18 protein-coding genes are annotated in these 18,901 nt (G+C 40.4%); 7 read left to right on the top strand and 11 right to left on the bottom strand.

Going from position 1 to position 18,901, the window contains the following annotated elements; all coding sequences use genetic code 11:
- Positions 1-109: 109 nt before the first annotated feature.
- Positions 110-1,333, top strand: a complete 1,224-nt coding sequence (locus PGX00_RS05680; protein ID WP_272133606.1) for a diguanylate cyclase — start codon at positions 110-112, stop codon at positions 1,331-1,333.
- On the opposite strand, the gene PGX00_RS05675 is transcribed toward PGX00_RS05680, so the two are convergent.
- From PGX00_RS05675 to PGX00_RS05625, 11 genes are all read right to left on the bottom strand, one after another.
- On the bottom strand, positions 1,330-2,772 hold the full coding sequence (locus PGX00_RS05675) for a putative bifunctional diguanylate cyclase/phosphodiesterase (RefSeq protein WP_272133604.1): 1,443 nt from the start codon (positions 2,770-2,772) through the stop codon (positions 1,330-1,332). The two genes, PGX00_RS05680 and PGX00_RS05675, sit on opposite strands and share 4 nt — an antisense overlap.
- A gap of 59 nt (positions 2,773-2,831) precedes the next feature.
- Entirely contained in the window at positions 2,832-4,391 is a 1,560-nt protein-coding gene (gene amt / locus PGX00_RS05670) for an ammonium transporter (RefSeq protein ID WP_272133602.1), read from the bottom strand.
- A 152-nt stretch (positions 4,392-4,543) separates the two neighbouring features.
- Positions 4,544-4,777 (bottom strand): (Na+)-NQR maturation NqrM, encoded by a 234-nt coding sequence (gene nqrM, locus PGX00_RS05665; RefSeq protein ID WP_272133600.1) that lies wholly within the window; start codon positions 4,775-4,777, stop codon positions 4,544-4,546.
- Between the two features lie 20 nt (positions 4,778-4,797).
- Positions 4,798-5,790, bottom strand: coding sequence for an FAD:protein FMN transferase (locus PGX00_RS05660; protein WP_407702377.1), 993 nt, complete (start codon positions 5,788-5,790; stop codon positions 4,798-4,800).
- A gap of 140 nt (positions 5,791-5,930) precedes the next feature.
- Positions 5,931-7,157, bottom strand: coding sequence for an NADH:ubiquinone reductase (Na(+)-transporting) subunit F (gene nqrF, locus PGX00_RS05655; RefSeq protein ID WP_272133598.1), 1,227 nt, complete (start codon positions 7,155-7,157; stop codon positions 5,931-5,933).
- A gap of 35 nt (positions 7,158-7,192) precedes the next feature.
- Positions 7,193-7,789 carry an NADH:ubiquinone reductase (Na(+)-transporting) subunit E gene (gene nqrE, locus PGX00_RS05650; protein ID WP_272133596.1) on the bottom strand — a complete coding sequence of 199 codons (597 nt, stop codon included), beginning with the start codon at positions 7,787-7,789 and terminating at the stop codon, positions 7,193-7,195.
- Between the two features lie 7 nt (positions 7,790-7,796).
- Positions 7,797-8,411: an NADH:ubiquinone reductase (Na(+)-transporting) subunit D gene (locus PGX00_RS05645; protein ID WP_407702376.1), complete on the bottom strand. Its 615-nt coding sequence runs from the start codon at positions 8,409-8,411 to the stop codon at positions 7,797-7,799.
- A gap of 20 nt (positions 8,412-8,431) precedes the next feature.
- Positions 8,432-9,202: a Na(+)-translocating NADH-quinone reductase subunit C gene (locus tag PGX00_RS05640; protein WP_272133592.1), complete on the bottom strand. Its 771-nt coding sequence runs from the start codon at positions 9,200-9,202 to the stop codon at positions 8,432-8,434.
- On the bottom strand, positions 9,192-10,433 hold the full coding sequence (locus PGX00_RS05635) for an NADH:ubiquinone reductase (Na(+)-transporting) subunit B (RefSeq protein WP_272133591.1): 1,242 nt from the start codon (positions 10,431-10,433) through the stop codon (positions 9,192-9,194). Before PGX00_RS05635 ends, PGX00_RS05640 begins: the two co-directional genes overlap by 11 nt.
- Before the next feature lie 3 nt (positions 10,434-10,436).
- Positions 10,437-11,777, bottom strand: coding sequence for a Na(+)-translocating NADH-quinone reductase subunit A (locus PGX00_RS05630; RefSeq protein ID WP_272133589.1), 1,341 nt, complete (start codon positions 11,775-11,777; stop codon positions 10,437-10,439).
- Positions 11,778-12,217: 440 nt separating this feature from the next.
- Complete coding sequence (locus PGX00_RS05625; protein ID WP_272133587.1) at positions 12,218-12,532, bottom strand: BolA family protein; 315 nt, start codon at positions 12,530-12,532, stop codon at positions 12,218-12,220.
- 216 nt (positions 12,533-12,748) lie between these two features.
- On the opposite strand from PGX00_RS05625, the gene PGX00_RS05620 reads away from it, so the two are divergent.
- The 6 genes from PGX00_RS05620 (at position 12,749) to panE (ending at position 18,900) form a co-directional block, all read left to right on the top strand.
- Positions 12,749-13,888 carry a methyltransferase gene (locus tag PGX00_RS05620; protein ID WP_272133586.1) on the top strand — a complete coding sequence of 380 codons (1,140 nt, stop codon included), beginning with the start codon at positions 12,749-12,751 and terminating at the stop codon, positions 13,886-13,888.
- A gap of 68 nt (positions 13,889-13,956) precedes the next feature.
- Positions 13,957-14,529: a YajG family lipoprotein gene (locus tag PGX00_RS05615; protein WP_272133584.1), complete on the top strand. Its 573-nt coding sequence runs from the start codon at positions 13,957-13,959 to the stop codon at positions 14,527-14,529.
- The gene (locus tag PGX00_RS05610; RefSeq protein WP_272133582.1) at positions 14,529-15,074 is read left to right on the top strand and encodes a peptidylprolyl isomerase; all 546 of its coding nucleotides are present in this window, start codon (positions 14,529-14,531) and stop codon (positions 15,072-15,074) included. The genes PGX00_RS05615 and PGX00_RS05610 overlap by 1 nt, the downstream gene beginning before the upstream one ends.
- 70 nt (positions 15,075-15,144) lie before the next feature.
- Positions 15,145-16,494 (top strand): AmpG family muropeptide MFS transporter, encoded by a 1,350-nt coding sequence (locus PGX00_RS05605; RefSeq protein ID WP_272133581.1) that lies wholly within the window; start codon positions 15,145-15,147, stop codon positions 16,492-16,494.
- A gap of 595 nt (positions 16,495-17,089) precedes the next feature.
- Positions 17,090-17,902: a nucleoside-specific channel-forming Tsx family protein gene (locus tag PGX00_RS05600; protein WP_272133579.1), complete on the top strand. Its 813-nt coding sequence runs from the start codon at positions 17,090-17,092 to the stop codon at positions 17,900-17,902.
- A gap of 110 nt (positions 17,903-18,012) precedes the next feature.
- Positions 18,013-18,900 carry a 2-dehydropantoate 2-reductase gene (gene panE / locus PGX00_RS05595; protein WP_272133578.1) on the top strand — a complete coding sequence of 296 codons (888 nt, stop codon included), beginning with the start codon at positions 18,013-18,015 and terminating at the stop codon, positions 18,898-18,900.
- The last annotated feature ends 1 nt before the right edge of the window (position 18,901 follow it).

Here is an 18,901-nt window from a genome sequence, read left to right as displayed (position 1 = left end):
TTAATTCGACCGCATCTTTTTCTAAAACATGTATATATAGCATGGATTATTTCATATATATTTACATTGTGGTTATATGCAAAGCAGAGTCGGAAAATTGGGGTGTTAATTGAACAATCGAATATTAGTTGTCGAAGATAGCCGAAGCTTTAGAAACTATCTTAATAGCCAGATAAGTAAAATCAATATGGAAGTCGTATCTGCTGAATCACTGGTAGAGGCAACAGCTATATTAGAAAACGATACCGATTTTTTATGCGCTGTATTGGACTATTGTTTACCTGATGGACAAGAAGGTGAGGTTATTGATCTTGCGCTTTCTCATGATATGAAGGTGATTGTTGTCACCGGAAAATTTAATGAGCAGTTGCGTGACATTATGTTGGCCAAAGGCGTTATTGACTATATTTTGAAAGATAGCTTCGCATCTGTTTCTTACTTACTCCCTCTATTGACTCGCCTAAACCGAAATAAAAGCCACAAAGCGCTGGTTGTAGATGATTCGAAGACAGTTAGAAAACATCTGGTTCATTTACTTGACCATCACTATATCCGTTCTGTACAAGCAGAAGACGGCGTTGAAGCATTAGAAATACTTAAAAGTGATCCAGAAATAACGTTAATCATCACAGACAATACCATGCCAGAAAAGGATGGTATTTCCATGACGAGAGAAATACGCCTCACATACGACCGAAGTCAACTCGCCATACTTGGCATCTCAACTGCTGAGTCGAAAACCGTAACAGCGCAGTTCCTAAAAGCCGGTGCAAATGATTATCTAAAAAAACCGTTTAACCAAGAAGAGTTTTACTGTCGTATACAAAATCTATTAAACATGAAAGATATTAGTGACGATATGTTTAAATTGGCGAATCAAGACGCCTTAACTGGTTTGTGGAATCGCCGTTATCTGTTTTCTAATATAGATGAAAGCAAACCCCAGCGTAATGTTGCTATGCTAGATATCGATTTTTTTAAAAAGGTTAACGACAACTATGGTCATGAAGGTGGTGATCAAGCGCTCACTACTGTTAGCCATATTATCGCTATTTATTTTAAAGATGACCTTGCCGCACGCTTTGGTGGTGAAGAGTTCTGTATCGTCAATTACGGAGATTATGATGCCTTCGTCCAACGCTTAGAAAGCATGCGTCAACGAATAGAAAAAACAGCAATACCCTATAATAATGAGGAAATTAAGCTCACTATCAGCATAGGTGCCACAAAAGCGAAGAGAGATATAGATACAATGATCCGTATAGCTGACGAAAGGCTATACGCTGCAAAAATAAATGGCAGAAACCTAGTTATTTCAAAGGATGTTGATTAACTAACAGGGTTTAACGCGACATCCAACTCCAACACATTCGCCTCTATTTCATCTGGGGATAGAGGTGTATAAAAATGGTAACCTTGGAATAAGTCGCAGCCATTATGCACTAGAAAATCTAACTGCTCTTGGTTTTCAACACCTTCCGCGACGGTAATCAGTTCCAAGTTATGAGCTAAGCTTATAATCGCGGCGCATATTTTCGCGTCTTCTTTGACTCTGTGACATTCATCGATAAATGACTTATCAATTTTTATTACATCTATTGGTAGCCGTTTAAGGTAATTTAAAGAAGAATACCCCGTACCAAAATCATCGACAGAGATTGATATCCCAAGCTGTTTGAGCTGAGATAACACCTTGATACAGTGTGTTATATCCGAAACTAATACCCACTCTGTGATTTCGACTTCTATATTACTTCCTGCGATCTTATATCGCTCTAGCATAGAGGTTAAAAAGGGGATAAAACCCGGTGAGACTAATTGTTTGCCAGAAATATTGATCGATACTGGGACCAATCTTTTTCCTTTGTTCTGCCAGATACTTAATTGACTCAATGTAAGCTCTATAACTCGCTCACCCAACAAATTAATTAGATTAGATTCTTCGGCAACAGGAATAAAGGCGGCTGGTGATATAAAACCATCTTCTTTGTGAGTCCATCGACACAAAGCCTCTAACCCAATAACCTCTCCGTCCCTTTTAACTTTAGGCTGATAAACCAAGAAAAAACGGTCTGTATAAATATCATCTTTAAGGTCTTGTTCAAATCTAAAGTTTTGACTCACTTCTTGCGCCATCTCCAACTCAAAGAGCTGATAATTGTCCCGGCCTTTTAATTTCGCTTGATACATAGCAATGTCAGCATGCTGAATCACCTTATTTGCATCTATGTTTCCATCAGTGACAAGATGAATACCGATACTAGTAGGAATGTTAAGTGATTTTCCTTCAAGCTCTACGGGCATCCTCATGACTTCTAGAATTTCCTCAGCTTTATGACAAGCTATTGTTCTATTTAATTTACCTCGCATTAAAATAATGAACTCATCTCCTCCCCAACGAGATATCACGTCCTTTTCTCTAGTGACTTTAGTCAGCCGTTTAGCGACCTCACAGAGAAGAAGATCTCCAGCTTTATGACCGAGTGTGTCATTAATTCTCTTAAATTTATCTAAATCTAAAAAATAGATCGCAACAGTTTCATCGTCTTGCGCCATTTTTCTTAGCGCTTTCGTCATATTATCTATTAAATAAGCTCTGTTATAGAGCCCAGTAAGAGGATCACTGTAAGCCAGATTTTTGAGCCTTTCTTGGAGCTTTGTTTGACGCGTTATATCCCTAATATTTAAGACATATTCACCTGTTGCGTTGTTCAATAAATGAGAAAATGTAATTGAGATTTCAGCCGGAAATTGCGCACCGCTGTATCTCATTAGGTTTAAACGATTACGTCTATTGAGTAGTAGCCCTTCAGATGAGGCAAACCCATGTTCTAAGCTTTTTTTACGTAAGGTTGCGCCTCATCTGGGACGAATAACTGTATGAAATCTGAATTTTTGGCTCTTTGTCTGCTAGAGTCAAATGTCCTTTCTGCAGCAGGATTAAACTCAAGAATACGTCCTTTAATATCTAACGTAACAATGCAATCCATAGAAGAATCTAAAATGGCACTTTTGCGCTTCTCGCTCGACTTAAAGTTTTGAATGGCGCTATCCCTTGCGGATATCTCCGTTTGCACTCGCTGTATAACTTGATTGTATTCTCTAGCGACTAGGCCTACTTCAGTGAATGGATGTTCAGGTACTAACTCAGAAAAGTCACCCTTTTCTTTTTGACGATTCATTGATACTAGTAGATCTTTAAACTCAGTTGCCGCGTTATGTTCAGAAACATTAAGACCGTCTTCTTCCGCTTTTTGAGTGACTCTTAAAGGGACAAATTTATTTAGTATTGAGAAAAACAGAAAACTTACTGACACAGCCCAAACAACGATTACAGCAGTACCGAGTAACTGAACAGAAATCTGTTCTATTCTAGTATTGCCTGTTGATAACAAATCCAGATCACCGAATAACCCAACGGCAAACACACCCCATATCCCCGTAAATAAATGGGCAGGGACAACACCTAAAGCATCATCTATTTTTTTCTCGTAGATCCACTTTTCACCAAAATAAACCACGCCTCCAGACACGATTCCAATAAGCATTGCAGCAGCTGAACCTACGGCGTGACAACCAGCAGTGATCCCCACCAAACCACCAATGATACCGTTAAGTAGCATAGTGACATCAACTGATTTGTGATAAATATAGTAGATAAGTGAAGCAGAGATTCCTCCCCATGCAGCAGCAATACATGTATTGAGCAAAACGCTAGGAACTTGGCTATTAAAGACAAGTCCACTACCACCGTTAAAGCCAAACCAACCAAACCAGAGCAGTAGAGTTCCCAAAGCAGACAAAGGCAAATTACTACCTTGAGACAAAGCATTTCCATTTTCAAAACGACCGATTCTAGGTCCAATAATGATAACCGCCACTAAAGCGACGCAACCACCAACCCCGTGTACTATCATTGAGCCTGCAAAATCAACAAATCCAAGTTGCTGAAGCCAACCAACATTTCCTGTTGTAAACGAGCCAGACCAAGCCCAATGGCCAACAATAGGATATATCAAGCCACTCAATATCAATGCTGCGGCTAAGTAGCCATTAAAAGACATGCGTTCAGCGACAGCGCCAGACATGATTGTCGTCGCAGTACCGCAAAACATCATTTGGAAAAGAAAGAAGCTAACAGCCCAAGGAGAACGTAGTGAATCGAATAAGAAATCGGAGAAACCAAAGAGCCCGTATGTAGACTCACCAAACATCAATGCAAAACCGAACATCCAGAAAACGACAACTGAAATAATAAAATCAGAAATATTTTTTGCGGCTACATTGATGCTGTTTTTGCTACGTATACGGCCACTTTCCAAGCATAAAAAACCCGCTTGCATAACAAAAACCAATAGCGCACTTACAATTAACCAGAAATATTCATCCATGAATGTTACATTTTGTTTGGTTGACTACTTTGCCTATCAATGGCTTAGCATAGAAGATCTAAATGTAACATCACACTTGTGAAATAGATAGAGAGAACCACATCTACATCATTAACTATACCTCGAGGCGCCACACCCGAGGTACTCAATCATTAGAGTAATCTGTTTTTCTCCCACTCAGCCATTTTGGCTGCACGCGCGGCTTCTTTAGCCTCTCGACGCTTGCGAGCATCGCAAGGTTCTGGGCAATTGCATACTTTGTCTATACCGACTGAACCTAGACCACCACAGCTTCCTGCTACCACCTTCTTTTGGAATATATAGCCGACAGCCATAGAAGCTATTACTGCTAAGAATACGCCGAAGGTTATTAGAAAAGTTTCCACAAAATCACCTTTTTCATTCTTTATTTCTTTAAATATTGAGCAAAAGCGTCAGAGTAGACTTCTTTAAAGCCATCTTCCGTTTTAACGACCATAAATACCGCAAGATCATTCTTATTCGCGACGTCTATTCCTACCTTTTCGCCCAAGACCATGAGGCCTGTTGCCAAACCATCTGCCGTCATGCTTGATGCATGCAAAGCGGTAACGGATACAACCTTATGAGCGATAGGCTTTCCGGTTTCAGGATTAATGATATGAGAATAACGAATTCCATCATGTTCAAAATAGTTTCTATAATCTCCTGATGTCGCTATCGCCATGTCTCCTGGAGAGATAATTTCTTGTACTGTTCTTTCGTCAACAGTCGGTTTTTCAATAGCAATTCTCCACGGGACATTCTCGCGATTGGTCCCCTTAAGGCGCATCTCTCCACCAATTTCTACCATGTAATTTTGAATACCCTGAGACTCGATATAATTAGCGATTACATCGACGCCCCATCCTTTAGCAATAGTCGATAAGTCAACGTATAAGTCTGGAATATCTTTACGTAGACTATTGCCTTCTATGGTTAAATGACGAATACCAACATTGGCTCGACGCGCTGCCAACTCTTCATCTGTCGGAACGACATCAGGTCTTGCTTCTGGGCCAAACCCCCAAAGGTTAACCAACGGGCCTACAGTAACGTCTAATGCGCCTAATGTTAGCTCATTAAGCCTTATTGCTTCTCTTGTAACCAAAGCAGTTTCAGAGGACACAACAAAAGGGTCTGCCCCTTTATATTGGTTAAATCTACTCAGCTCTGAAGTTTTACGATAGGTAGACATCTGATCGTTTACCAACTCGAGTAATTTATCTACTTCTGTCTTTAATTTATCTGATGATGGAATAGCATCACCATTTATATATTTGATATTGTATGTTGTGCCCATTGTTGGGCCGGTAAGGTGAACTTGTTCTCGAGTATCACTACATCCAACAACTAAAGATATAGAACAGATAAACAACATAAAAAATTTCATCTGTTTAAAAATTTTTGAAGAACTAAGCGTCATTGCCCTTTCCTATTTTCAGTTTCTTAATTTACGACAAAAAAACAAATGGCTGACTCATCGAGTCAGCCATCAATTTTACATTAAGTTATTAAAACTTAACCACCAAAGTCATCGAGCAAGATGTTTTCATCTTCTACACCGAGGTCTTTCAACATTCCGATTACTGCAGCGTTCATCATTGGTGGACCACACATGTAGTATTCACAATCTTCTGGTGCGTCATGATCTTTCAAATAGTTTTCATAAATCACATTGTGAATAAAGCCTGTGTAACCATCCCAGTTATCTTCTTCCAATGGATCAGAAAGGGCGACGTGCCACTCAAAGTTCTCATTGTCTGCCGCTAACTTGTCGAAATCTTCTATATAGAACATTTCGCGCTTAGAACGAGCACCATACCAGTAAGTCATCTTACGCTTAGACTGCAGGCGTAATAACTGATCGAAGATATGAGAGCGCATAGGAGCCATCCCTGCACCACCACCGATGAAGACCATTTCATTGTCCGTTTCTTTAGCAAAAAACTCACCAAATGGACCAGAGATAGTACATTTATCACCCGCTTTAAGAGACCAGATATACGAGGACATAATGCCCGGTGGTACATCTGGATTATTAGGCGGTGGCGTTGCAATACGAACATTCAGCTTAATCAAGCCTTCCTCTTCTGGGTATGAGGCCATAGAGTATGCACGGATAGAATGCTCTTTAACAATAGACTCATAACGGAACAGGTTAAACTTGTCCCAATCTTCACGATATTCATCAGGAACATCGAAATCAGAATATTTAATGTGATGAGCTTCTGCTTCAATCTGAATATAACCACCGGCACGGAACGGTACTTCTTCACCCTCAGGGATCTTGAGTACCAACTCCTTGATAAAGGTCGCTTCGTTGTCATTAGAAAGAACTTCACATTCCCACTTCTTAACACCAAAGATCTCTTCAGGTAGTTCTATATCCATATCAGTTTTAATCGCTACCTGACATGCAAGACGTTCGCCTTCACGAGCTTCACCTTTTGTGATGTGATCAAGCTCTGTTGGAAGAATATCACCACCACCAGATTTCACTTTCACGCGGCACTGACCGCATGAACCACCACCACCACAAGCAGATGAAACAAAAATACCACTACCAGCCATAGCGCTCAGTAGCTTATCACCCGGAGACGTAACGAAACTTTTCTCAGGGTCGCCATTTACGGTAATTGTAACGTCACCTGATGGTACTAACTTCGATTTAGCCATTAATATGATTAAAACGAGTGCGAGTACAATCACGGTAAACATCACTACACCAAGAATAATGCTTTGCATTTACTATTCCTTATTTATTGTGTCGTTTACCCGACTTACAGTTGAACACCAGAGAAAGACATAAAGCCTAACGCCATTAAACCAGTTGTGATAAAGGTGATACCCAGTCCACGTAGACCCGGAGGCACGTCTGAATACTTCATCTTTTCACGAATACCTGCTAGTGCCACAATGGCCAACATCCAACCCACACCAGAACCAAAGCCGTATACGACCGATTCTGCAAAGTTGTAATCACGTTGAACCATAAATGATACTCCACCAAATATTGCACAGTTAACTGTAATAAGTGGCAAGAAGATACCCAATGCGTTATACAGAGGCGGGAAGAAACGGTCTAACACCATCTCTAGAATCTGTACTAACGCCGCGATAACACCGATAAAGGTAATGAAGTTAAGGAAGCTTAAATCAACACCAGAAACCAATGCGCTGTCTTTTAGGACAAGGTTGTAAAGTAAGTTGTTCACTGGTACCGCAATGGTAAGAACAACGATTACGGCAACACCCAGACCGAAAGACGTTTTAACTTTCTTAGATACCGCCAAGAAGGTACACATACCTAAGAAGAACGAAAGTGCTAAGTTCTCGATAAAGATCGAACGAACAAGCAAACTAATATAATGTTCCATTACGATCTTACTCCTTCGCTTCTATTTGTTCTGGTTTGATGATTCGGACAACCCAAATCATAAAGCCGATCAAGAAGAATGCCGATGGTGCTAGTAGCATCATGCCATTTGGTTGATACCAACCACCATCAGAAACAAGAGGAAGAACCTCCATTCCAAAGAGCTTACCTGAACCAAATAGTTCACGGAAAAAGCCGACAGTGATAAGTACGAAGCCATACCCTAAACCGTTACCAACGCCGTCTATAAAAGAAGGAATCGGTTCTGATTTCATGGCATACGCTTCCGCACGACCCATTACAATACAGTTCGTAATGATCAGACCAACAAATACTGAAAGCTGCTTAGATATATCATATAAATATGCTTTCAAGAATTGGTCCACCACAATTACCAATGAAGCGATAATCGCCATCTGAACGATGATACGTACGCTATTTGGAATATGATGACGGATAAGAGAAACAAAAAAGTTAGAGAATGCCGTAACAAAAATTACAGCGATTGTCATAACAAATGCTGTTTCAAGTTTAGTCGTAACCGCTAACGCAGAACATACACCTAGCACCTGAAGGGCGATCGGGTTGTTATCCATGACCGGAGCGAAAAGATTCGATTTCATCTCTTTAACATCAATAGACATTAGTTCAGACCTCCATCACGTACTTTAGTTAGGAAAGGACCAAAGCCCATGTCTCCCAACCAGAAATCAAACGTATTTTGTACGCCGTTTGCCGTTAGAGTTGCACCGGAAAGACCATCAACACCGTGTTCACTACCTTGTGGTGCGCCACCTTTAACAATCTTAATGGCTGGTTTATGACTTTCATCAAACAGTTTCTTACCAACAAACTGGCTACGCCAGCGTGGGTTTTCGATTTCACCACCAAGTCCAGGAGTTTCACCCTGTTCGTAGTATGTGATACCAGAAACAGTATTACCGTCTGTCTCAACAGCAATGAATGCATACATCATTGACCAAAGTCCATTACCATGAATTGGCAAAATAACTTTCGACACATCGCTGCCATCTTTAACAAGATAAACAAGGCCAGTGTTAGCACGGCGAAGAATCTTCGCGTTGTCTTGCTCGCCAGTCAATTTAACGGATTGTTGTGGGTTCTTAGCAGCTTGACGTTGGTCATACGTATTCGCATCACCATCAATAAAGTCACCAGAATCGAAATCAACCAAGCGCGGCTCAATGTACTGAGTAAATAATTCAGGAATAGACCCTTCTTTACCTTCTAGTCCAGCAACCGCTACGATGTTTTTCTGTTTATCAAGAACAGCATTTGCTTGTTGTTTGTCGCGTAAGAATACCGCAGCAGCAGAAACTACTACTGAGCACACCAAACTTATTGCGATAACAACAAACAGCGTTTTCTTAATGCTATCGTTATTACTTGCCATAGCGTGCTTGCCTCCGCTTAACGTTTTTCTCGATGACAAAATAATCGAAAAGTGGTGCAAACAAGTTAGCAAATAGAATCGCCAGCATCATACCCTCTGGGTACGCAGGGTTAACTACTCGAACAAGCACACACATCAGACCGATAAGGATGCCGTAAGCCCATTTACCTTTGTCGGTAAATGAAGCTGAAACTGGGTCTGTTGCCATGAAGAACATACCAAATGCAAAGCCACCAAGTACAAGGTGCCAATGCCACGGCATTGCAAACATAGGGTTTGTATCAGAACCAATTACGTTAAATAGGAAAGAAGTCGCTATCATGCCGATCATAACACCAGCAATGATACGCCACGAAGCAATACCCATATACACGATCATCGCAGCACCTAACATCAAGGCTAGCGTTGAAACTTCACCGATAGAACCTGGAATATTCCCTATGAATGCATTCATCCAAGAGATAGGTTCACCAGTAACATTGTGAATAAGAGCACCAGAGCCACCATGAGCCCATTGACTTAGCGCCGTTGCGCCAGAAAAACCATCAGCTGCAGTCCAAACCGCATCACCTGATATCTGAGCAGGATAAGCAAAGAATAGGAAAGCACGACCAGCAAGTGCAGGGTTTAGGAAATTACGGCCCGTACCACCAAAGATCTCTTTAGCGACAACAACACCAAAGGTAATACCTAGTGCAGCTTGCCAAAGCGGAAGCGTTGGAGGAACAATGAGGGCAAACAGTATAGAAGTAACAAAAAAGCCTTCGTTCACTTCATGCTTACGCACGATACAGAAAAGTACTTCCCAGAAACCACCTACAGCGAAAACAATGCCATAAATAGGTAAGAAGTATGATGCACCAAGAAGCATCTTAGTGCCCCAGCCCGCATCGGGCCCAAGGCTACCTGCGATGGCTTCTGTTAACCAGTAGTGCCAATCGCCTGAAATTACTTCGGCAAGCTGAGCACCTTCATACATATGGTTTAGGGCAACAATCGCTTGATGACCGGAATTGTACATCCCCCAGAACATAGCAGGGAACACAGCAAACCACACCATGATCATGATACGTTTCAAGTCAACGCTATCACGCACATGAGAACTGCGCTGAGTTACCGTACCTGGAGTATAGAAAAGTGTCGCTGTCGCTTCGTAAAGCGGATACCACTTCTCGTATTTACCGCCCGCTTCAAAATGCGGTTCGATATCCTCAATTATCTTTTTAAGCATGGATTACCCTTCCTTCACTATTGTATCTAGGCAATCGCGAAGCATTTCGCCAAACTCATATTTGCCAGGACATACATAGGTGCACAATGCTAAATCTTCTTCATCTAACTCTAAGCAGCCTAAACGCTGTGCGCTGTCAGTGTCTCCAGCACATAGATCACGAAGTAGCAAAGTTGGCTCCATATCAAGTGGCATTACTTTTTCGTAATTACCGATAGGTACCATTGCACGTTCACCACCATTTAAAGATGTTGTCATATTAAACAACTGACCTTTGAAAAGGTGACTCAGGAAAGATTTCGTCACAGAGAACTTATTCTTACCAGGCATAGCCCAGCCGAAAAACTCTTTGTCGCGACCTTCACGAAGTACAGAAATCTGTGTGTGATAGCGACCAAGATAGGCATGAGGACCCGCCGCATGAACACCAGTTAATATAGAACCAGAGATAACGCGGACTTCGCCAGGCATTAGTTCATTATCGACAACATCGTCAATGCACGCACCGATATGGGTTCGGACAAGGCGAGGGTTTGTAACGACAGGACCACCTAAAGCGACCACACGATCAGTATAAATTTCACCAGTTAGGAAAAGTTTACCGAAGGCAATAACATCTTGGTAGTTGATGCTCCAAGCAACATTATCTGCATTTACAGGATACAGGTAATGCATATGTGTACCGGCTAAACCAGCAGGATGAGGGCCATCAAACACATGCTCTTCAACATTAGGTTGCTCACTGCGAGGAAGGCTAGTGCCCTTCTTACAAACAAACACCTTACCTTCCGTTAGATTTGCTAACAGATCTAAGCCTGCAGAAAATGCTTCGGGTTGCTCTTTGATTATCACTTCGGGGTCGGCAGCCAACGGATTAGTATCCATTGCTGTAACGAAAATCGCCTTAGTGTTTGAATCAACGGCAGGGACCTTGCTGAACGGACGAGTACGCAATGCGGTCCACATTCCAGAGTCAATTAGCTGTTTCTTAATCACTTCGCGATCAAGGGTTGCTATTGCTTTGGAATCAAAACTATCGAATGTGATTTGCTCATCACCTGCCACTTCAATCACTACAGATTGAAGTACACGTTTTGCACCACGGTTTACTTCGATAACTTTACCACTTGCAGGAGAAGTAAATAGAACACCTAGATTCTTTTTATCTTCAAAAAGAACTTGGCCTTTCTTAACTTCATCTCCAACGCGAGCATGCATCGTAGGACGCATACCAACGTACTCTTCGCCTAGCAAGGCGACTTTTTTGATGGATTTACCATCATTAATCACCTGGGCAGGAGCTCCCGAAATCGGAAGATCTAAACCCTTCTTTATTGTAATCATACGCACTTGCACTATTTTATCGGGAAAAAGATTCTTTTTTGCGTGACATTAAAATACGACGTATTTTTGTCATTTTCCGACCGCTTACACTGGGTCGAAACTGCAACATTTTTTTAATTAACCCTTCACATAATTAATAGGGAGGGTTATCAGGTTCGACAGTTTAGCATTTTTTCGAGACATGACGCCATGGTCTTAAGTCCCAATGACTGTGATTTTTTTTACCCTAAGGGTCGAGAAATCGATCAAATATCAATAAGTTTGAACTTAAGCACAATTGTTAATATTCTCAGCAACAAATTGTCACATGATAGTTTGAAACTGAACCATTTTATTAACATTTATCTCAAATTGCCCTTTAGGGCTTGTTTAGCCATTCACTCACTTAGTTTCAATTCTCGCTTTTCTAACGATAGAACGGTCTGAGCAACCCTATGTGTCTACTGTACTTTTTTGCCACCTAAACAATCTGGTGATTTAGGTACCAATCCACTTTCTTGCAACCATTCAGTTTCTGTATAGGTGTGAATAGATAATGCATGTAACCCATTTTGCAATTCTTGAGCTAATACTTGGTTTACCTTGCGATGCCTTGCTATTAATCGCAGTTCATCAAATTCTTTACTTACAACAACAACCTTAAAATGGCTTTCAGAGCCCGCGGGGACATTATGCATATAGCTTTCATTGACAACTTGGAGGTGTTTTGGAGAAAAGGCGTCATGCAATTTGGTTTCAATTATTTCTTGAAGCATATCTGGTCTCTAATATTGATTGGAGTTCGCAGCCTCGCAAGCGCAAATATAATACTTGGCTGGACGAAGGACATTAATACCCAATAGGGGTTATATGGTAGCGTTTACATCACAAAAGGACTATTGAACCTCATGGTGAACTCTAACAATAGCAACTTACTCAACCATCTGCGATAATCTTGATTCATTTCATTGAGTCAAACAGCCTGCATAACTATGAGCGAAGCGAATACCCAATTATCATTATTGCAAAGAGAGCTAACTCTTTTCCGTTTCCCGAAACGATCAAAAGAAGCATTACAAGCTTGGGATGCTGGGGATGAATACATAATAAGATACGTGGAAGAGTTAAACCTTCCAGACAACCTCAACATTCTCATATTAAATGACAACTTCGGGGCTCTCTCATGTTGGTTCTCTGAAAAAAACCATGTCACCATGATGAGTGACTCATTTATTTCTCATCAAGCGACATTAAACAATATTGATCTGAACCAAACGAAATCAATCCAGTTTCTAAATGCATTAGACAATATTCCCGAGGACGTCGATCTCGTACTTATACAGATACCTAAAAATAATCGATTACTCACTTGGCAGCTAAGTCAACTTAGAGCCCGACTGACTAAAGAATGCCCTGTCATCGCGGTCAATAAAGCCAAAGAGATTCACACTTCCACACTGACCATATTTGAAAAGCACCTAGGCGAAACTAAAACGTCACTTGCTTGGAAAAAACATCGCTTAGTATTTTGCCAAGCAAACAGCCAACAAATCAACTCAGTTGATCCCATCACTGAATGGGCCGTTGATGATGAAGATTTTTCACTTAAAAATTATCCAAATACTTACTCTGGTGAAAGCTTAGATCTTGGAGCTCGATTTATGCTTAAACACCTACCCAGCAATCCATCTGTTAAAAATATCATTGATCTTGGCTGTGGCAATGGTGTGTTATCGGTAAAACTGGCTCAACTAAATCCACAAGCTGAAATCACATGCGTAGATGAAAGCTTTATGGCTCTAGCCTCTTCGAAACTAAATATAAAGAGCGCAATAGCGGAATCAAACCGCTTTAACTTTATTGCAAATAACTGTTTAGATGGGTTTTCACAAGAAAGTGTCGATTTAGTTGTCTGTAATCCTCCTTTTCATCAAAACAATGCGATAACGGATCACATTGCTTGGCAAATGTTCTGTGATGCGAAGCAAGTTCTACGCAATAATGGAAAACTTATCGTTATTGGTAACCGCCACCTAGGCTACGATGATAAACTTTCAAGATTGTTTACTCGTTCAAAAGTCGACAAAATAGCAAGCAATAGTAAATTTGTTATTTTACAAGCGACTAAGTAATTACTTATGATTGTAGATTCGACGTTTATTGCAACTTTTACTGCATAAACATTACAAGGACATCATTTATGAAAAAACTGTTAATCGCAGCATCCATATTAATATTGGCGGCTTGTTCATCTTCTCCAGAAGAGCCTCAAGTTAACTTTATTCCACAGACAACGACCAGCCAAAACAAAGTCGTTGATAACCTAATGTATTCACTAGACAGTAAGGACGTACGTTCTGCGCAATACGTTGCTTTGGTCGATAGCGGTCGCAATAACATCCAACCTATTCACGCGAAACAGAATATTAGAATTACCTTAGAATCTGCACTTCAAGAACAATTGCAGTCTAAAGGATTCAAAACATCAGTTAATAGTGAAAATAGTGTTTCTTTAGAAATTCAGCAACTGTTAGTGAATGTGCAGCACAGTGTCATGTCCAATGAAATGGATGCAAAAATTACACTACAAATCACTGCTGAAACACCAAGCGGAAAACTAGTAAAAACATTTAATGGCTCAGCTTCTAAGACTGGCACCTTTAGCGCATCCGATGCTCAAATTGAACAAATCGTAAATGATGTTACAAGCTTAGTACTGAGCGAAATAGCAAATGATGCTGAACTTAATAACTATATGAAGGAGCGCTTTTAATGCGTAATCTGCTTATCTCTTTAATCTGTCTTTTCAGTGCTGCTGTCATGGCAGCGCCAAATGTTGAAGTAGAAACATCAATGGGTAACTTTACTATTGAACTCGACTCAGACAATGCTCCTATCACTACTGCCAACTTTTTACGGTACGTCGAAGATGGTAGTTATGAAGGAACGGTATTCCACCGCGTCATCCGTGGGTTTATGGCTCAAGGTGGTGGTTTTGATACAGACATGAATCAAATTAAGACCTACGCACCTATTAAAAATGAATCAAGTAACGGTTTAAAGAATAATACAGCGACTATTGCAATGGCTCGAACATCAAACCCAGACTCTGCAACTCGCCAGTTTTTCATCAACTACAATGATAATGACTTTTTAAACCCTTCAGCAAAGGGCCCAGGCTACGCAGTATTTGGGAAGGTAACTAAAGGTTTTAAGGTTGTTGAAGAAATGGCAATGCAGCAAACCGCATCAATTGGTAATTACCATGATGTGCCTGTTACAGCAATTGTTATCAACAACGTAACGGTTCAAAAATAATCTCTTCTAATTTATAGGGCTGACAATATTCGGCCCTCTAGAGTCTCTACAAATTTACAAGGAATGTTGGATGTCAAATCAGATGACTTGGACTGAAACACTTAAAAGTTACCTAGATAAAAGATTGCTATGGGTAATGATGCTAGGATGCTCAAGTGGATTCCCTTGGGTACTGATCGGTTCCAACATGTCCGGTTGGCTAAAAGATGCTGGTTTGACTCGTGCGGCTATCGGATATTTTGGTTCCGTATTTGCCGTCTACGCAATTAACTTCTTATGGGCACCACTTGTCGACAGAGTTAAGCTCCCATTATTGCATTCAGCTTTAGGACAAAGAAGAAGTTGGATTTTTCTATGCCAATGTATCATTTTAATCTGCACACTCTTTATTGCCGGCGTAAATCCAGCTAATGACCTAATGCTAACTTCGATGATAGCACTTGGAATCGCGACGGCTTCCGCAACCCAAGATATTGCAATCGACGCATTCCGTATAGATACATTCCCAAAATCTGAAGAAAATAAGTTACCGCAAGCATCAGCGATGGCTGTTATCGGTTGGTGGACCGGATATTCATTGCCGGGATACCTAGCCTTTATTAATGCAGATAGCATTGGTTGGAATGGCGTTTATTACGGCATGGCTGCTGTAATTGTCATCTTGATGGTATTTACATTACTCGTAGGGGAACCAAAAACTAAACGTGAAGAGCTTCAAAATATCGCTCAGGAACGACATAACAAAGTCGTTAAATCCCGTGTAGCCGCGTGGATTAGTGTGACAGTGATTGAACCGTTCCTAGACTTTTTCAAACGAAATGGCGTTCAAGTTGCACTTACACTACTGCTGTTTGTTTTTCTGTTTAAGATTGGTGAAGCATTCCTAGGAAGAATGTCGATAACATTCTATAAAGAAGTTGGCTTTAGCAATGAGCAAATAGGTCATTATTCCAAGTTAATAGGTTGGTGGGTCACCATATTCTTTACACTCGTCGGTAGCATGTTCAATGTAAAATTTGGCATTGTGCGAGGTCTTATGATTGGTGGTATCGCTATGGCTTCAAGTAACTTGATGTTCGCCTGGATAGCGAGCGTTGGGCCAAGTGAGCACTTATTCTTAGCCACAATTATTGTCGATAACTTTACAACAGCCTTCTCTACTGTTGCTTTTGTTTCCTTCTTAACGGTATTGACAGGACAGGCATTTTCAGCGACCCAATATGCACTGCTAGCTTCATTAGGTAACTTTGGACGAACGACACTAGCCTCGTTCAGCGGTGAGCTTGCCGATTATCTTAACGATTGGTCGTTATTCTTTATTATTACTGCTCTAATGGTTATCCCAAGCTTAGTAATGCTTTATTCATTGCGGCACTATTTTAATGATTTACTCACTAAAGCCAGTAATAGAGAAGATTAAAAATTAGAATTTAAAATGTGAAGGGCTGCCGATTTATCTGCAGCCTTTTTTATTTACTCCAATTTACTCAAGCCTAACACTTGGATCTGTTGAGATTGAATGTGACTGAGGCTCACGCTTTAAAAAAACACCCATTTAATTAGCTATTTACACCACACTAACTACAACAAAAATGACAAACTTCAAATTAATAGAATTAATAATTGCTTTAGTTGCGATAATGCATATCAAAACAAGAATACAACATCAATAATATCAATTGATGTAATTTACGACATAAGGCCTTTATATATAAGGCATAGCAGCATTTACTAACTATTTATGTTGATTGAGTGAGAGCAATCGAATAAACACACACACACATAAATTAGTGATTTGGATCTCTTTATCCATGCAAAACGAATGCAACAAAACGCGGAGCGTAAAAAGTTCCGCTCTTTAGGTCATTAAGTAGATCTAGATCACAATAAAATTAGTAATTAAAAGCCTAACTCACTTTTAATTACTAATTTTATCGCTATCATCACGCCACTATGGAAATGAGCAGTCGACGGAATTGGCTACTACTATCTAAACAATAAAGAGAGTCACCCTTATGCGTAAATCACTTATTACTCTTGGTCTATTGGCCGCGACTTCAGCACCTGTTATGGCTGCTGATTATTCAAACGGCGATATTCATGAGAATGACTACAAATGGATGCAGTTTAACCTTATGGGTGCATTCAACGAGAAGCCAGGCAACTCAGATCATGATTATCTTGAAATTGAATTTGGCGGACGTTCAGGCATATTCGATCTATACGGTTACGTAGATGTATTCAACTTAACTAGCAGCTCAAGCAGTGATAAAGCCGATAGTGAAGCTAAAATGTTTATGAAGCTTGCTCCACGTATGTCTATCGATGGATTAACAGGTACTGATTTATCATTTGGTCCAGTTCAAGAACTATATGTTGCTGCAGAAATTAACTGGGATGGCGTTGCTACAACAGACGAAACATTTGGCGTTAACCAACAAAAAATTGGTCTAGGTTCTGATGTGATGGTTCCTTGGTTAGGCAAAATTGGTCTAAACCTTTACGCTAACTACGACTCTAATTATAAAGATTGGAATGGCTACCAAATATCAACTAACTGGTTTAAGCCTGTTTATTTCTTCGAGAATGGCTCTTTTATTTCTTACCAAGGTTATATTGACCTTCAGTTTGGCATGGAAACAGGTAAAGGATACGCTGCAGAAAAAACTGGCCTAGGTTGGTACAACGGTATTTATTGGCACACAGACCGCTACGCAGTGGGTTACGGTCTAAAAGTATATGACACAGTTTACGGCCTAGAAGATGGTGGTTTTGCTGGTGAAACTTCAGGTATTGGTCATTACGTTGCCGTAACATACAAGTTCTAAACTAACTAGTAGAAACAATTGCATAAAAGGCGCATTTTGCGCCTTTTTTATTTGGAATAATTTCATCCTATCGCTATTCTTAGATAACACTACTTTGGGATGAAAACGCTTTGAATATCACGATACTAGGCGCAGGATCGATAGGTTCACTTTGGGCATGTCACCTTGCTAACGCAGGTCATAATGTATCCATATGGTCTAATAAACCAGAAAAGTCTGAGACTTTGCTGATATTGGATAATCAAAATCCCAAACGATTTATAACAAACAGTGTTTTACAGCTCAAAAGTGCAGATGTGATACTTGTGACAGTTAAAGCTTGGCAGGTCAAAGGCGCTATCTCAGCTCTTTTAGAACACTTAGCACCAGAAACTATCATTGTCTTTATGCACAATGGTATGGGCACAATGGATGACCTACCAGTATCCCTCTATGAACACCCTATCGTGCTAGCAACAACCACGCACGGGGCGTATAAACCAAGCCAAAATAGTATTTGTCATACCGGTTTTGGAAGCACAACACTGGGCGGTTATAATAACTTAGGCCAGCGATGTCATTTCCTATCCGATGTATTTGAAAACGCATTACCCAGCGTGACTTGGAGTGATTCAATCAATAAAGCATTATGGGATAAACTTTCTATTAACTGTGTAATTAATCCATTAACTGCAATCCACCAATGCCTTAATGGTGATCTATTACAAGAAAAGTTTTCAACCCTTGTAGTTCAACTAGTTAGCGAAATATGCGCCGTTCGCCATGCAGAGAAATTTGAGATCAATTCAGATGTGCTATTAACTTCGGTACATCAGGTCATTAGCGCGACAGCCAAAAACCACTCTTCAATGCAGCAAGATATCTCACATAAAAAAATCACTGAGATAGACTATATAAATGGGTATTTATGTAAAGTTGCCCAGCGACATGGGATAAGCGTTCCCACCAATCAAGAGCTATACAGCCAAATAAAGAACATCGAACAGTCATGGAGTTAAT

It is taken from the genome of Vibrio algarum (assembly GCF_028204155.1).
Lineage (GTDB): Bacteria > Pseudomonadota > Gammaproteobacteria > Enterobacterales > Vibrionaceae > Vibrio > Vibrio algarum.
This window is presented reverse-complemented; position numbering and strand designations above follow the sequence as displayed.

Coding starts and splice junctions, on each gene's coding strand:
- PGX00_RS05660 (WP_407702377.1), bottom strand. CDS start 5,790: ATGTTGTTTATCTGTTCTATATCTTTAGTTGTTGGATGTAGTGATACT.
- PGX00_RS05645 (WP_407702376.1), bottom strand. CDS start 8,411: ATGAAATCGAATCTTTTCGCTCCGGTCATGGATAACAACCCGATCGCC.
- PGX00_RS05610 (WP_272133582.1), top strand. CDS start 14,529: ATGCGTAATCTGCTTATCTCTTTAATCTGTCTTTTCAGTGCTGCTGTC.
- PGX00_RS05620 (WP_272133586.1), top strand. CDS start 12,749: ATGAGCGAAGCGAATACCCAATTATCATTATTGCAAAGAGAGCTAACT.
- PGX00_RS05600 (WP_272133579.1), top strand. CDS start 17,090: ATGCGTAAATCACTTATTACTCTTGGTCTATTGGCCGCGACTTCAGCA.
- PGX00_RS05615 (WP_272133584.1), top strand. CDS start 13,957: ATGAAAAAACTGTTAATCGCAGCATCCATATTAATATTGGCGGCTTGT.
- PGX00_RS05640 (WP_272133592.1), bottom strand. CDS start 9,202: ATGGCAAGTAATAACGATAGCATTAAGAAAACGCTGTTTGTTGTTATC.
- PGX00_RS05605 (WP_272133581.1), top strand. CDS start 15,145: ATGTCAAATCAGATGACTTGGACTGAAACACTTAAAAGTTACCTAGAT.
- nqrE (WP_272133596.1), bottom strand. CDS start 7,789: ATGGAACATTATATTAGTTTGCTTGTTCGTTCGATCTTTATCGAGAAC.
- nqrF (WP_272133598.1), bottom strand. CDS start 7,157: ATGCAAAGCATTATTCTTGGTGTAGTGATGTTTACCGTGATTGTACTC.
- PGX00_RS05625 (WP_272133587.1), bottom strand. CDS start 12,532: ATGCTTCAAGAAATAATTGAAACCAAATTGCATGACGCCTTTTCTCCA.
- PGX00_RS05635 (WP_272133591.1), bottom strand. CDS start 10,433: ATGCTTAAAAAGATAATTGAGGATATCGAACCGCATTTTGAAGCGGGC.
- PGX00_RS05675 (WP_272133604.1), bottom strand. CDS start 2,772: ATGAGATACAGCGGTGCGCAATTTCCGGCTGAAATCTCAATTACATTT.
- amt (WP_272133602.1), bottom strand. CDS start 4,391: ATGGATGAATATTTCTGGTTAATTGTAAGTGCGCTATTGGTTTTTGTT.
- PGX00_RS05630 (WP_272133589.1), bottom strand. CDS start 11,777: ATGATTACAATAAAGAAGGGTTTAGATCTTCCGATTTCGGGAGCTCCT.